The 15352-nt window shown below is 46.6% G+C and carries 13 protein-coding genes and 1 riboswitch; of the genes, 9 read left to right on the top strand and 4 right to left on the bottom strand.

All coding sequences use genetic code 11. The annotated features are described in order from the left end of the window. Positions 1–97 precede the first annotated feature (97 nt). The 5 genes from murA to rseP all read left to right on the top strand — a co-directional run bounded on the left by murA (position 98) and on the right by rseP (position 5546). Positions 98–1402: a UDP-N-acetylglucosamine 1-carboxyvinyltransferase gene (gene murA, locus I2I13_RS16815; RefSeq protein WP_004306881.1), complete on the top strand. Its 1305-nt coding sequence runs from the start codon at positions 98–100 to the stop codon at positions 1400–1402. Then, entirely contained in the window at positions 1399–1941 is a 543-nt protein-coding gene (gene rimM, locus I2I13_RS16810) for a ribosome maturation factor RimM (RefSeq protein ID WP_122136998.1), read from the top strand. The genes murA and rimM overlap by 4 nt, the downstream gene beginning before the upstream one ends. Before the next feature lie 75 nt (positions 1942–2016). After that, positions 2017–2877 (top strand): M23 family metallopeptidase, encoded by an 861-nt coding sequence (locus I2I13_RS16805; RefSeq protein ID WP_004317001.1) that lies wholly within the window; start codon positions 2017–2019, stop codon positions 2875–2877. A gap of 14 nt (positions 2878–2891) precedes the next feature. Further along, the gene (locus I2I13_RS16800; protein ID WP_148365056.1) at positions 2892–4061 is read left to right on the top strand and encodes a 1-deoxy-D-xylulose-5-phosphate reductoisomerase; all 1170 of its coding nucleotides are present in this window, start codon (positions 2892–2894) and stop codon (positions 4059–4061) included. Between the two features lie 129 nt (positions 4062–4190). Then, positions 4191–5546 carry an RIP metalloprotease RseP gene (gene rseP, locus I2I13_RS16795; RefSeq protein WP_148365057.1) on the top strand — a complete coding sequence of 452 codons (1356 nt, stop codon included), beginning with the start codon at positions 4191–4193 and terminating at the stop codon, positions 5544–5546. 171 nt (positions 5547–5717) lie between these two features. On the opposite strand, the gene I2I13_RS16790 is transcribed toward rseP, so the two are convergent. Beyond that, entirely contained in the window at positions 5718–6599 is an 882-nt protein-coding gene (locus I2I13_RS16790; protein WP_148365058.1) for a hypothetical protein, read from the bottom strand. A 188-nt stretch (positions 6600–6787) separates the two neighbouring features. On the opposite strand from I2I13_RS16790, the gene I2I13_RS16785 reads away from it, so the two are divergent. The 3 genes from I2I13_RS16785 to I2I13_RS16775 all read left to right on the top strand — a co-directional run bounded on the left by I2I13_RS16785 (position 6788) and on the right by I2I13_RS16775 (position 10109). Beyond that, a complete protein-coding gene (locus tag I2I13_RS16785; protein ID WP_195650045.1) occupies positions 6788–8125 on the top strand; it encodes a DUF5690 family protein in 1338 nt (445 codons plus the stop codon). Positions 8126–8162: 37 nt separating this feature from the next. Next, positions 8163–8948 carry a phosphonoacetaldehyde hydrolase gene (gene phnX, locus I2I13_RS16780; protein ID WP_195650044.1) on the top strand — a complete coding sequence of 262 codons (786 nt, stop codon included), beginning with the start codon at positions 8163–8165 and terminating at the stop codon, positions 8946–8948. Between the two features lie 72 nt (positions 8949–9020). After that, entirely contained in the window at positions 9021–10109 is a 1089-nt protein-coding gene (locus I2I13_RS16775) for a 2-aminoethylphosphonate--pyruvate transaminase (RefSeq protein WP_148365061.1), read from the top strand. 101 nt (positions 10110–10210) lie between these two features. Here the strand turns inward: I2I13_RS16775 and I2I13_RS16770 are convergent, their stop codons facing one another. From I2I13_RS16770 to I2I13_RS16760, 3 genes are all read right to left on the bottom strand, one after another. Further along, the gene (locus I2I13_RS16770; protein ID WP_148365062.1) at positions 10211–11614 is read right to left on the bottom strand and encodes an MFS transporter; all 1404 of its coding nucleotides are present in this window, start codon (positions 11612–11614) and stop codon (positions 10211–10213) included. 114 nt (positions 11615–11728) lie between these two features. After that, positions 11729–12187, bottom strand: a complete 459-nt coding sequence (gene nrdG / locus I2I13_RS16765; protein WP_148365063.1) for an anaerobic ribonucleoside-triphosphate reductase activating protein — start codon at positions 12185–12187, stop codon at positions 11729–11731. A gap of 77 nt (positions 12188–12264) precedes the next feature. Further along, positions 12265–14658: an anaerobic ribonucleoside triphosphate reductase gene (locus I2I13_RS16760; RefSeq protein WP_148365064.1), complete on the bottom strand. Its 2394-nt coding sequence runs from the start codon at positions 14656–14658 to the stop codon at positions 12265–12267. Positions 14659–14700: 42 nt separating this feature from the next. Continuing rightward, positions 14701–14895: riboswitch (cobalamin riboswitch) on the bottom strand. A gap of 189 nt (positions 14896–15084) precedes the next feature. On the opposite strand from I2I13_RS16760, the gene I2I13_RS16755 reads away from it, so the two are divergent. Continuing rightward, positions 15085–15348, top strand: coding sequence for a hypothetical protein (locus I2I13_RS16755; RefSeq protein WP_195650043.1), 264 nt, complete (start codon positions 15085–15087; stop codon positions 15346–15348). Positions 15349–15352: the final 4 nt, after the last annotated feature.

The raw sequence follows: 15352 nt of genomic DNA, 5'->3' as shown, positions 1-15352 counted from the left end.
CGAGGTTGCTTATTGGCGTTTGAGACTTGATACTTAATACTTGATACTTAAAATTGATAATTGGTGTTTAATACTTGATACTTAATACTTAAAATTAATGGCTTCATTTGTGATTGAGGGAGGACATCGGCTTTGCGGAGAAATTCATCCGCAAGGAGCTAAAAACGAAGTTTTGCAGATAATCTGTGCCACGTTGCTGACTGCAGAGGAAGTAACGGTGAACAATATACCTGACATTCTTGATGTCAACAACCTGATTCAGCTCTTGCGGGAGATGGGAGTAACGGTTGCAAAGAAAGGCATTGATTCTTATAGTTTTAAAGCAGAAAATGTAGACCTGGCTTATCTGGAAAGCGATGAATTCCTGAAGAAATGTTCCAGTCTGCGAGGCTCTGTGATGCTTATAGGTCCCATGGTGGCACGTTTCGGCAAGGCATTGATTTCCAAGCCGGGAGGAGATAAAATCGGTCGCCGCCGTTTGGACACTCACTTTGTAGGTATTCAGAATTTAGGGGCGGACTTCCGCTACGATGAAGGGCGGGGTATCTACGAAATAACGGCCGACAGACTTCAGGGAAGCTATATGTTACTGGACGAAGCATCTGTCACCGGAACAGCCAACATCGTCATGGCTGCCGTGCTTGCTAAAGGTACTACCACTATTTATAATGCCGCTTGCGAACCTTACGTGCAACAACTCTGCCGGTTACTCAACCGGATGGGAGCCAAAATCAGCGGTATCGCATCCAACCTGCTCACCATCGAAGGTGTGGAAGAGCTGCACGGCACGCAACACACCGTACTGCCTGACATGATTGAAGTGGGCAGCTTCATCGGCATGGCGGCAATGACGAAAAGCGAAATTACCATCAAGAATGTTTCTTACGAGAATCTTGGAATCATCCCCGAGAGCTTCCGCCGCCTGGGCATCAAGCTCGAACAGAGAGGAGACGATATTTACGTTCCCGCACAGGAAACATACCAGATAGAATCATTTATCGACGGCTCCATCATGACGATAGCCGACGCTACCTGGCCGGGACTGACTCCCGACTTGCTAAGTGTAATGCTCGTTGTAGCCACACAAGCCAAAGGCAGCGTACTGATTCATCAGAAAATGTTCGAAAGCCGCCTGTTCTTTGTGGACAAGCTGATCGACATGGGTGCACAGATCATTCTCTGCGACCCTCACCGCGCCGTAGTCATCGGACACAACCACGGCTTCAAGCTGCGCGGTACCCGCCTGACCTCACCGGATATACGTGCCGGTATCGCCCTTCTGATTGCTGCCATGAGCGCCGAAGGAACCAGTACCATTAGTAACATCGAACAGATAGACCGTGGTTATCAGAACATCGAAGGACGTCTGAACGCTATCGGAGCCAGAATCACCCGGATATGATAAAGAAAGAAGAAGTATACAAGATAGGATTGTTCAATAAACCGCACGGCATTCACGGCGAATTGCAGTTTACCTTCACGGACGACATTTTCGACCGTGTCGACTGTGATTACCTGATATGCCTGCTCGATGGCATCTTCGTGCCTTTCTTCATCGAAGAATACCGTTTCCGTTCAGACTCCACCGCCTTGGTAAAACTGGAAGGAGTCGACAGTGCCGAACGTGCCCGAATGTTCACCAACATTGAAGTCTACTTCCCTGTGAAACACGCAGAAGAAGCGGAAGACGGCGAACTGTCCTGGAACTTCTTCATCGGTTTCCGGATGGAAGACATCCATCACGGACTTCTGGGAGAAGTAATAGACGTAGATACCACTACGGTAAACACCCTTTTCGTAGTTGAAGGAGCGGAAGAAGAGGAACTGCTCGTTCCCGCCCAGGAGGAATTTATCGTAGGAATAGACCAGAAACAGAAACTCATCACGGTGGAACTTCCCGAAGGGTTGCTCAATCTGGAGGAATTGGAAGATGACCGGTGAGAACGAATCAAACGATGAGCCGCTCATCCACTGAAAATAGTAAATAGTAAATAGTAAAAACAGTAAATACCCGAGATGCCAAAGAGAAGACGAAGTAAAGCTTTCTGGAAAAATTTCAAGTTCAAGTATAAACTAACGATCGTTAATGAAAATACACTTGAAGAAATTGTCGGACTTCGTGTATCCAAGCTCAATGGACTTTCCGTATTACTTTGCGTGCTGGCAGTGCTTTTCCTGATTGCTTCCTGCATCATCACCTTCACCCCGCTGCGCAACTACCTCCCCGGATACATGAACAGTGAAGTCCGTACACAAATCGTGGACAATGCCCTGCGTGTAGACTCTTTGCAACAAGTGCTCAACAAGCAGAATCTTTACATCATGAACATTCAGGATATCTTCAGTGGAAAAGTACCCATCGACAGCGTGCAGACTCTCGATTCGCTGACCGCTGCCCGCGAAGACACACTGATGGAACGTACCAAACGTGAAGAAGAATTCCGCCGTCAGTATGAAGAGAATGAAAAATATAACCTGACCTCCATCACTTCCCAACCGGACGTGACCGGACTCATTTTATACCGTCCGACACGAGGCATGGTGTCCGACCACTTCAATGCCGAGAAGAAACATTACGGCACCGACATCGCCGCCAATCCCAACGAAAGCGTACTGGCAACCATGGACGGAACCGTCATCCTAAGCACATACACCGCCGAAACGGGTTACCTGATTGGCGTACAACATAACCAGGATTTAATTTCAATCTATAAACACTGCGGCTCCCTCCTGAAAAAGGAAGGTGAACGCGTGAAAGGAGGCGAAGCCATCGCTCTGGTAGGAAACAGCGGCACACTTAGTACAGGGCCGCACCTCCATTTCGAACTTTGGTATAAAGGTCATCCGGTAAATCCCGAAAAATACATCGTATTTTAAGTGATAATAGAAAAATGAATATAGAGACTAACAAAAAGAAAAAACAAATAGCTATCCTAGGTTCAACAGGCTCCATCGGGACACAGGCTCTGCAAGTCATCGAGGAACATCCCGACCTGTACGAAGCCTATGCGCTGACAGCCAACAACCGCGTGGAACTACTGATTGCCCAGGCACGGAAGTTCCAGCCGGAAGTGGTAGTGATAGCCAACGAAGAAAAGTATTCCGAACTGAAAGAAGCATTGAGCGACCTGCCTATCAAAGTGTACGCAGGCACAGACGCTATCTGTCAGATTGTAGAAGCAGGTCCCATCGACATGGTGTTGACAGCCATGGTCGGTTATGCCGGACTAAAACCAACCATCAACGCCATCCGCGCCAAGAAAGCGATTGCGTTGGCCAATAAAGAAACATTGGTAGTAGCGGGTGAACTGATTAATCAGTTGGCACAACAATATCGCACTCCGATTCTGCCGGTAGACTCTGAACACTCTGCTGTTTTTCAGTGTTTAGCAGGAGAAGTGGGCAACCCGATTGAGAAAGTGATATTGACAGCCTCCGGAGGTCCGTTCCGCACTTGCACCTTGGAACAGCTGAAATCCGTCACAAAGACGCAAGCCTTGAAACACCCCAACTGGGAAATGGGAGCAAAAATAACAATCGACTCCGCTTCCATGATGAATAAAGGTTTTGAAGTGATCGAAGCTAAATGGTTGTTCGGTGTGCAGCCCAGCCAGATCGAAGTGGTGGTACATCCGCAATCAGTCATTCACTCGATGGTGCAGTTTGAAGACGGAGCTGTCAAGGCACAACTTGGGATGCCAGATATGCGCCTGCCCATCCAGTACGCATTCTCTTACCCCGACCGTATCAGCTCTTCTTTCGACAGGCTCGATTTCTCCCAATGCACGAACCTGACGTTTGAGCAACCCGATACGAAACGGTTCCGCAACCTGGCACTCGCCTACGAAGCGATGTATCGCGGAGGGAATATGCCCTGTATCGTCAATGCTGCCAATGAAGTAGTGGTAGCCTCTTTCCTGAAAGACGGCATCAGCTTCCTCGGCATGAGCGACGTGATAGAGAAAACAATGGAACGGGCTACCTTCATCGCCAATCCGACATACGATGATTATGTAGCTACGGATGCGGAAGCAAGGAAAATAGCAGCCAGTCTGATATAATCCGCTTCATCCCATTGATGAACAAAGAAAATAAAGAAATTGATTAGTATTAATATAAATTGAAAATAGCCTTTATATCCTCTCTTCGGTAGAGAATTCGTTGAAGGCTTTAAACTGTAAATAGACTATATGGAAACATTTTTGATTCGTGCCCTGCAATTGATTATGAGCTTATCCTTGCTCGTTATCATTCATGAAGGCGGGCATTTTCTTTTTGCCCGTTTGTTTAAGGTGCGTGTAGAAAAATTCTGCCTATTTTTTGACCCTTGGTTCACCCTTTTTAAGTTCAAACCCAAGAAAAGTGACACAGAGTATGCAGTAGGTTGGTTGCCATTGGGCGGTTATGTCAAGATAGCCGGTATGATTGATGAGTCGATGGATACCGAGCAGATGAAACAACCCGAACAACCGTGGGAGTTCCGCTCCAAGCCGGCGTGGCAACGTCTGCTAATCATGGTGGGTGGCGTACTGTTCAACTTCCTGTTGGCACTGTTCATCTACTCCATGATTCTTTTTGCATGGGGCGACCAGTATATAAAGGTACAGGAAGCTCCTCTGGGTATGGAATTCAACGAGACCGCCAAAGCGGTAGGTTTCCAGGACGGTGATATCCTCCTTTCTGCCGACGGTGTTCCTTTCGAACGTTATGACGGCGACATGTTGAGCCAGATTGCCGATGCACGCGAAGTAAGCGTCATCCGTAACGGAGCAAAAGCCTCCGTCTATATCCCGGAAGACCTGATGCAACGCCTTCTGGCAGACAGCGTCCGTTTCGCCTCTTACCGTTTCCCGTACGTTATAGACAGCGTAATGGTGAACTCTCCTGCCGCACAAGCAGGAATCCAGGCAGGTGACAGCATCATCGCCCTGAACGGAACCCCCATCTCTTTCTCCGACTTTAAAGAAGCGATGGCAGAACGTAAGAAAAACGAAGCAACCCTGCTCAAAGACAGCATAGATCCGCGCCTAATCACGCTGACTTATGTGCGTAACGGCGCAACAGACACACTAAGTATGCGTGTAGACTCCGCCTACCTGATGGGTGTAACCGCCTGTCTCGTCACAGACCGTCTGCTCCCTATGGTAAAAAAAGAATATGCTTTCTTTGAATCCTTCCCCGCAGGTGTCTCCCTCGGTGTGAAAACCCTGAAAGGCTATGTAGGAAACATGAAATACCTCTTCTCGAAAGAAGGAGCCAAACAGTTGGGCGGCTTCGGAACGATCGGCAGCATCTTCCCCGCTACCTGGGACTGGCATCAGTTCTGGTATATGACGGCCTTCCTTTCCATCATTCTGGCTTTCATGAACATCCTCCCTATCCCCGCATTAGACGGTGGACACGTGCTCTTCCTCTTCTACGAGATGATAGCACGCCGCAAACCGAGCGACAAGTTTATGGAATACGCCCAGATGACCGGTATGATTCTACTCTTCGGTCTGTTGATATGGGCTAACTTCAATGATATTTTGCGATTCTTCTTCTAGTGAGCGCAACAATAGAAAGTATACACAAAGAATAAGAGGAATATAATTTAGGCACGGATTACACAGATTACACGGTTTTAGTTTAAAAAAGACCGCGAAATCTGTGTAATCCGTGCCTAAATTATATCAATGCAGATGTTTTGACAGCTCTTTTTTTATTGTTGTTTGTCTTTAAATCTTCAACATCTTCTTCTCTCTCTCCAAATCCGTCTCATCCAACTTAGGTGAAGGTACCGTGCACGTTTTGATATAATCCCCCTCCTGACACGTATAATTATAGTACACCTCCAATTCCGGAGTCAATTCCGCCCGCGGAACCAGACACCCTTCCATCTCCAGAAACTGATTAACATCCGTACTATCCGACTGTTTCACCAACACAATACGACGCGCAATCGGATTATGATTGTAGTCCAGACAGAGATAAAGCCCTTTCAGCATATTCGGAAACTCATAATGCGGAAGTTGCAGGTAAATAGTCACCAGCGCAAACTGTGGCAAATCCCTTTCGTTGAACATCAGGTAAGAGTTCTGATGATTACTGATAATCCCGCTCCCCCAATGCACCGACTTATACGCATTAATCATCCCCACTTTCACATACTCATTATTCTCGGAAGCACCAATCATGTACGGCTCGATCTTCAGGCTATCCGTAGAAGACGACAAACTGTAACTAAGATACATACCGCTATAATTATACACCTCCTGCACAGACTCCTTCGCCTCCTTCCCCAGCAACTTGATAAAAGAGTTGCCACTCTCCGCCTCGCTCTGCACGTCCGGTTCCATCTCCTGAAGCAACAGCCTCACCGATCCCACATTATTTAATAAGCGTTTCTTGGAAACATTATTCACCAGCGCCAAAGCCTCATCCAGCGCCTCGTCCGGTGTACGTGTTTTCAATAAGTCGATATAAGCGGGAAGCACACTCGAATACAAAGCAGACAACACACTCGGAGCCATATCCACCCGGTCGGCAATTTCTTTCATCTTCACCCCGTTGTTGCGCAGGTACTCTATTCTTTTATAAATATCCGTAAGTTCGTCCATGATTTTTCGGTCTGTTAATTGATTCCGTTGCAAAGGAATGACTAAAGTATTATGTTTGTATTGCATGAATATTACATTAATATTTCAGTACACAGAAAGGCACATATATACAATATGATTCATTGAAATTCATTTTTTCACTCGTTCCGGCACCCTACTTTTGCACCGGAAACAAAAAAAATAGCATTATGAATTTCAAAGAAAAACTGTCGCCTTCGGCCCAAAAGAAACTTTCCGATTTACTCTTTATCCTTTATGCGGGAGGAGCGGCACTGCTGTCCTATTCATTAGTCTACGCACTACGCAAACCGTTCACCGCCGCCACATTCGACGGCATGGAACTATTTGGAATGGACTATAAGATAGCCACCAGCATCATCCAGATATTCGGATATATGGTATCCAAGTTTATCGGGATCAAACTTATTTCCGAACTGAAGAGAGAAGGCCGCCTGAAATTCATTCTTGTTTCTATTTTAGTGGCCGAACTCTCTTTGGTTCTTTTCGGATGCCTGCCCCGCCCGTTCAATGTGTTGGCGTTGTTCTTCAACGGACTGTCACTTGGCTGTATGTGGGGAGTCATCTTCAGTTTCCTCGAAGGACGCCGGGTGACGGATCTGCTCGCTTCCCTCTTCGGACTCAGTATCGCAGTCAGTAGCGGCACAGCCAAATCCATCGGACTTTTCGTTGTCGACACCCTGCACGTCAGTGAGTTCTGGATGCCTGCACTGATCGGTGCGGTAGCATTGCCCCTGCTGGCAGGACTGGGCTATATCCTCGATCACCTGCCCAAACCGACTGCCGAAGACAAAGCGCTGCGTGTGGAACGTGTCACCCTCGACAAGCAACAACGTTGGAACCTGTTCCGCAGCTTTGCTCCCGTATTGACACTACTTTTCTTCGCCAACCTCTTTCTCACCGTTTTACAAGATGTCAAGGAAGACTTTCTGGTGAAAATCATAGACGTCAATGCCGCCGGACTTTCCCCGTGGGTATTCGCCAAAGTGGACGGCGTGGTCACACTGATTATCCTGGCCATTTTCGCCACTCTGGCAGTAATAAAAAGCCATATCAAAGTACTTTCCGTCCTATTAACCCTTGTCATTGCCGGAGCAATCACACTTAGTACTGTAGCATTCAACTATCACACCCTGCAACTTTCTCCGCTCGTTTGGTTATTTATCCAGAGCCTCTGCCTCTATTTTTCCTACTTGAGCTTTCAAACCATTTTCTTCGACCGCTTCATCGCCTGTTTCCGCATCAAGGGAAATGTAGGTTTCTTCATAGCGATGGTCGACTCTATCGGCTACACAGGCACAGTGGTGGTATTGGTAGTGAAAGAATGTTTCAACCCGGATTTGAACTGGCTGGAGTTCTACAATACAATGGCAGGGACAGTAGGAATCGTCTGCACCTTCGCATTTACCTTAGCAATGATTTATCTGACACAAAAATACAGAAAAGGGAAACAGGGTGAAATACGCGGGAACGAATCCTGCCCCGTCCCCTCCCTCGCTTCTTATTAATTTCCGACGAATAAACCAATATTATATAGAAACAAGAATGAAAAAGATTGAATGTATTATTATGGACTGGGCTGGTACAGCCGTTGACTATGGATGTTTTGCCCCCGTAGCTGCTTTTATCGAAGCATTCGCCGAAAAAGGACTGGTGATCGATGTTGTACAGACCCGCAAACCAATGGGACTACCCAAGATTCAACACATCCGCGAACTACTTTCCATGTCTGACGTGAACGAACAGTTTACCGCCCGTTACCAACGCGCCTGGACGGAAGAAGACGTGGTAGAACTGAACCGCCTTTTCGAGAAGCATCTCTTCGCCTCTCTCGAAAACTACACAGACCCTATTCCGGGAGTAATCCCGACTTTGGAGAAGTTACGTGCCGCAGGTATTAAAATAGGATCGACCACCGGCTATACCCGCGAAATGATGGATGTAGTCCTCCCCGCCGCACAGGCAAAAGGATACCACGTGGATTATTGCGCCACTCCCAACCTGCTTCCCGCCGGACGTCCCGCTCCTTACATGATTTTTGAGAACCTGACGAAATTAGCAGTTCCCAGCCTCGACACCGTTATAAAAGTAGGCGACACGATTGCCGATATCCGCGAAGGAGTGAACGCGAAAGTGTATAGTGTAGGCGTGATTCTCGGCAGCAATGAGATGGCACTTACCGAAGCAGAGACAAAATCAATGCCTGCCTCCGAACTCGAAGCCCGCATCGCAGACGTCAAAGAGCGCATGCTTGCCGCAGGAGCTTCTTACATGATACGCACTATCGAAGAACTTCCCGCACTGATTGAAACGATCAACGCCGGCAACTAACATTCACGCCCGCATCCAACAATCAGAAAGATCAAAATCATTTATTTATTCATTTCTAAAGAAAACATCATTATGAAACCATATTTGTTATTAACTCCCGGACCTCTAACCACCTCTGAAACAGTAAAAGAAGCCATGATGACCGACTGGTGTACGTGGGACGAAGACTACAACCTCGGCATCGTTCAGGAACTCCGCAAAGACCTGGTTAACATCGCCACTAAAAAACCGGAAGAATACACCTCCATCCTTTTACAGGGAAGCGGAACCTATTGCGTGGAAGCCGTTTTGGGCGCCACCATCACCCCGAAAGACAAACTCCTGATTTGTAGCAACGGAGCCTATGGCGACCGTATGGGCAACATTGCAGAATATTACCACCTCGACTACGACATGCTGGCTTTTGAAGAAACAGAGCAGGTATCAGTTGAATATGTAGATGATTATCTTAGCAATAATTCCGATATCACACATGTCGCTTTCGTTCATTGCGAAACAACGACCGGTATCCTGAATCCGATCAAAGAACTATCCCACATCGTCAAGATGCACGGTAAAAAGCTGATTGTAGACTGTATGAGCAGCTTCGGAGGTATCCCCTTAGATGTAAACGAACTCGGTATCGACTTCCTGATCAGCAGTTCCAACAAGTGTATTCAGGGTGTACCGGGATTCGGATTCATCATCGCCCGCCGTTCGGAATTAAACCATTGCAAAGGAGTGGCACGCTCTCTTTCTCTGGACATCTACGACCAATGGGAAACAATGGAAAAGGGACACGGAAAATGGCGCTTCACTTCACCGACACATGTTGTCCGTGCTTTCAAACAAGCCCTGACGGAATTGATTGAAGAAGGAGGCGTAGAAGCACGTTACCAACGTTACTGCGAAAATCACCGTATTTTGGTGGAAGGTATGCGTGCACTCGGATTCACAACATTACTCGAAGATGACATCCAGTCGCCTATCATCACTTCTTTCCTTTATCCGCATGAAGGATTCGACTTCAAAACATTCTATTATGCACTGAAAAATAAAGGATTCGTGATTTACCCGGGAAAGATTTCAAAAGCAGATACCTTCCGTATCGGCAACATCGGTGATGTGCATCCGGAAGACTTCCGCCGTCTGGTAGAAGTCATACGGGAAACGAAATACTAGAAAGTCAAATCTTTCAAGTTCATCTTGAATGATTACTTACTAATATGTTGTATGATGTTCCTGCGAAGTTCTGAAAGACTTAATCCTCTTTCAGGACTTCATTATTTTCTTTTCAGGGTGGAAGGCTGCGATAGCCTCAAGCTACTGACGATGGCTGCCACAACGGCAAATCCACTCCCCACCATCAGGCAAACAGCTGTGCTCCGGCTATGAGTGACAAAGCTGAAAAGCAATGCAACCAATGTTGTTCCGGTGGTCTGCCCCAACAGGCGGGCCATTCCCAGCATCCCACTGGCCCCTCCCGAACGCTGCGTAGGAGCGGAAGAGATAATCGTGCTATTGTTCGGCGTCTGAAACAATCCGAAGCCCGCACCGCATAACATCAAACGCAGGATAATACTTATATCAGATGATTCGGCAGTCAGGCTGGAAAGCGAGAAAAGTCCGATGGCAAACAGAGCCATCCCGATACTTCCCAAGATACCGGGGTGAATACGCTCCACGAGATACCCTGCCAATGGAGCCGTGACCAACGTAGCCAACGGCCACGGAGTAAGCAAAAGTCCGGTCATCACCTCACTGTGTCCTAAAGTGTTCTGCAGGAAAAAGGGCAGGGAAACCATTGCCGACATTTGAGCGATAAAGGAACAAATGGAAGTCAGGATGGACAACCGGAAAATCGGAATCCGTAACAGGTCGAGTGGTAGTAACGGGGTAGTCTGCGCCAGTTGTCGGCGCACATAGTACGTGCCGACTACTGCCAATACAACCAGTTGGATGAAAAGAAAATCCATTTCCTCGTGATGGGCGAATCCGTCCAGCGTATATATAAGCAGACCGAAGGTTACCGCATTCGCTATGGCGCTGATATAATCAAACTTGCGTTTCGAACGTTCCTCCTGCCTTGGCAGATGTTTGATGCCGAGAAACAATGCGGTAAGTCCCAACGGAACATTAATAGCAAATAACCAGTGCCAGCTGGCAATAGAAAGAATACCGCTCGCCACAGAAGGTCCGGCGGCAGCCGATATGGCAACAACCATCGCATTAATCCCCATTCCCCGCCCAATCTGGCTCTTCGGATAGATATAACGTAGCTGTGCCGTATTCACGCTGGTGATGGCAGAAGCACTGAACCCCTGAAAAATACGGGCGACGGTTAGCGTCCAAAACGAATCGGACAAGGCACAGATCAATGAAGTGATGCAAAACAGCCCGATACCCGAAAGAAAGACTTTCCGGTAACCGATGATTTCACCTAAAGCGGAAAAAGACAATAGCGATATGACGATGGCCAACTGATAGCCGTTGATAATCCAGGTTGTTACTGCGGGAGAAGTCCCAAAATCATGCGAAAGCGTGGGTAGTACGATATTGACGATGTTAATATCCAATACCGACATACAAAGAGCGAATCCGACGGACACCACTGCCCAAATCCGTTTAGGCATCGGCAATCCGTCGGTTTCCTCTATTTTTTGAGTTGGATTTATTGATTGTACCATAAAAACTTATTCTTGTAAGTGTAGTCGTTCCTCCCGGAGGGATTTGTAAAGGTAAACAAAACAATGACAGAGGTGTTTTTGTTTCCTTTGAAAAATAAGTTTTTTTAGTGCAGTTTATTTCAGTTTCAAGATCCGTTGATTGCTGCTTCCCCTGAATTCCAGATACGGAGAGAAAAGAGCCTGCTCGAAGCGTCCGTCCACCAATACGTCTATATAATCAAGGGCAGCGCTCAAGCGGGGGTGTGCCTTGATTTCTTCGTAGCTATATCCTGTATAGCACCACACATTCATCCCCGTCTCCTCTTTCACCCGTTTCAGTAAAGGCAGAAACTCCTCCGGACGGAAGAACGGATCGCCACCGGAAAAAGTAACACCGTCCAGCAAAGGATTTGCCTTGATTTCACGGATGATGGACTGTATTTTTTCTTCCGTCAGTTCTTCCCCCGCCCCCGGATTCCAGCTCTCCGGGTTGTGGCAACCGGGACAGTGATGGGAACATCCGGCAAGATAAATAGAGTACCGGATGCCTTCACCATCAACAATCGTTTCAGGATAAGTTCCTAATAAATTCACTTCTTAAATTGAAAATTGAAAGTTGAAAATTAAAAAATTAAAGATAGAAGCCTATTAGTGAGGCCATTTTCAACTCCTTACAGGTGTTTTACGCGGTCTTGTTCTTCTGCCCGCTTGGCAGAGTTCCAAGAACTTAAATCGCCTGTCAGGTAACCGGTTATACGGCGCATACGAAGGATGCTTTCACTCTGGCACACCGGACATTTATCGAAGATAACCCCCTTGTAACCACAGTTATGGCAAGTATCTACCGGGTGGTTGATAGAGCCGTAGCCGATCCCCTCGTCGTGCATCACTTTCACAATCTTGGCGATGGCACGTACATTCTTCTGTGCTTCACCGTCCAGCTCTACATACGTGATATGTCCGCCGCGCGTAATGGCGTGGAACGGAGCTTCACACTTGATTTTCTCAACGATGCTGATCGGTTCTTTCACGTCTACGTGGAAAGAGTTGACATAATAGTCGCGGTCTGTCACTCCGGGGATTTTTCCATATTTCCGACGATCCATTTTAGTGAAGCGTCCCGAAAGTCCTTCGGCAGGAGTAGCCAGAACGGAGTAGTTCAGGTTATATTTCTCTTTATATTCGTTTACCACTTTATTCATTTCCATCACAGCTTCATACAACGTGTCCCATGCTTTCTGGTTGTGTCCGTGACCTTGGCCGTAGAGAGCCACCATCGCATTGTGTCCGCCGATAAATCCGATCCCCAGCGTACCGCTGCGCAATGCGTCACCCACCTGTTCGTTCGGGTTCAAATCCCCGCCGCCTTTCCACACATTATTTCCCATCATGAACGGGAACTGACGTGCCAGGGCCGTACGCTGATACTGATAACGCTCGTAAAGCTGATCGGCTACAAGAACCGACATAGTATGTACGGATTCGATGAAAATTTCTTTTGCCTTCTGTTCAATGGCATCCTTGTTGCGTTCATCCTCTATCAGGTTTTCCGCCTTGATGCGGGCTTCGATAGCCAGTCTCGGCATATTCAGCGTAGTGAATGAAAGATTGCCACGGCCTAAAGAAGATTTTTCTCCTGCCACGTTTTCAAAAACACGGGTACGGCAACCCATCGTCGCCAATTCGTAGATGTAACGTTTCGGATCGTCCGCTTTCCATTTCTCGTTTTGGTTGAAAGGTGCGTCGAGGAACATGAAGTTAGGGAACAGCGCTTTCGCCGTAGTCTGGCAAGCCTTCAACAGCAAGTCGAAGTTGGGAGCTTCGTAACGGTCGGTCATTGCCTCTTCGATGTTTTCCGCTTTCATTGCTTTCTCAAAGTCTTTCTCCGAGTAAGAAACTCCGTCTTTCACCTTGAAAATCTGGATCGGAAATACAGGCACTTCGCCTCTTGTGCCCAATCCTTCAATGGTAGCTTTCAGCAATTCTTCGATCACCATGCGACCTTCGGCAGAAGTGTCCGTACCGTAGTTGATGGAGCTGAATACCACCTGATTACCGCCACGTGAATGCATCGTGTTGAGGTTGTGGATAAATCCTTCCATTGCCTGATGGGTATCTTTGCGGGTCTGCTGATAAGCTTTCTCAACGATACGGGCAAGGTGTTCCTTGTCTATAATGATTTGTAAAGCCACTAAAGCGATGCGCAATGTTTCGCGTTCGGCTTCGGTGGACTTGATAGACGGAAGATATTCTTTAATCAATGTGCGAATGGATTTCTCATCGGCCTGATGTCCGTTTTCCATGGCGACATAGAAATTGATGAACGATGCCAGATGCTTGCGGAAAGATTTGGCCACACCTTTTGCCATGAAGAAATCGAAAGCAGGAATTGCCTGTCCGCCGTGTTGCTCATTCTGGTTCGTCTGGAAGATAATGGTAGCCAGCGTAGCATAACTCTGGATGCTTTGCGGGGTACGGATACTGCCGTTCTTTGTGCGGAAACCGCGTTCAAAGAGGTCGTCCATATCATATTGGATACAGGTTGTCGTCTTTGTCGGATAATAGTCCAAGTCGTGGATGTGAATATCTCCCAACTGGTGTGCTTCGGCAAAACGTTTCGGCAACAAGTATTTATACGTATAATCTTTGGTTACTTCGGAAGCGAACGTCATCATCTGGCCGGCAGGCGTGTGACTGCTCATGTTGGCATTGCTCAAGTTGACATCGTTCTTGTCGATAGCAACGATGCCGTCCATCACTTGCTTCATCTGGGTTTTCTTATCGCGCTCCGTATTCCGCCATTCGCGATAAATAATATATTTCTTCGCTACTTCCGGGCGTACTTTCATCAACGACTTTTCTACTAAATCCTGAATCTCTTCTACGGTAATAGTAGGAGTTGTAAACTGACTGATTACGTTCATAGTGATGTCAGCCACCAACTGCTGCTCATCCTGAAAACCGGTTGCACTGAATGCCTTACTGATTGCATTCTTAATCTTACTGATAGAGAAATCTTCTCTTTTACCATCACGTTTGATGATACAAATTTCCGCGTAGTTCATAACTTTAACTCCCGAAAGCTTATTAAATTAAAAATTGAAAATTGAAAATTAAAAAATTCCGGCAGGTCTTCTGACTTATCTCTCCCTCGCAACACCTTCCCACACCGATGTCGATGCAGTGGCATATTGTGCGGATTCTTAGAGAATTACAGCAGCGGGTACTGTCGCCGATTTACACAGCGTTCCCTCATTGACTAAACCTCTTTTAGCTCCGAAACCGGATACAAAGATAGAAGATTATCTAATAGCTTGGTTAGCTTTTAACATTAAATTTTGGGAAACTTTTCTTTCTCGCTGATATAGAAAGTTTTCCAAAACGGAAAACTTTTTTCTGATTTTAACGCAAGAAGTATTCTGTTTTCATTCATCTTTTTTCCGGAAAACAGACATCTCACAGGACACCTATCCCCTATTGCAGCTACAAAAGTGGGAAATTATTTTCTTTTGTTCTATACAAAATCAAAGAAATATTTCTGCCTTTTAAAAATTACTACTGATTTTTTCTTTTTCACTATGTTTCCGGAAAAGGATTTTCGGAATACGAAAAAAAGAAAAGGTAAACAGGAACAAAATAGAAAAGAGAGAGAGAATAGAAAAAAGGGGAAAGAGAGGAAAAAGGAAAGAGAGGAAAGGAAAATAAGAGACAAAAAAGCTGAATATGGAAAGAAGAAGAGAACACCTTATTTATAATATG

The organism is Bacteroides sp. D55t1_190419_B8 (genome assembly GCF_015558905.1).
GTDB classification, from domain to species: Bacteria; Bacteroidota; Bacteroidia; order Bacteroidales; family Bacteroidaceae; genus Bacteroides; species Bacteroides vicugnae.
Note: the sequence above shows the minus strand (reverse complement) of the source record. Positions and strands in the feature narration are given on the sequence as shown.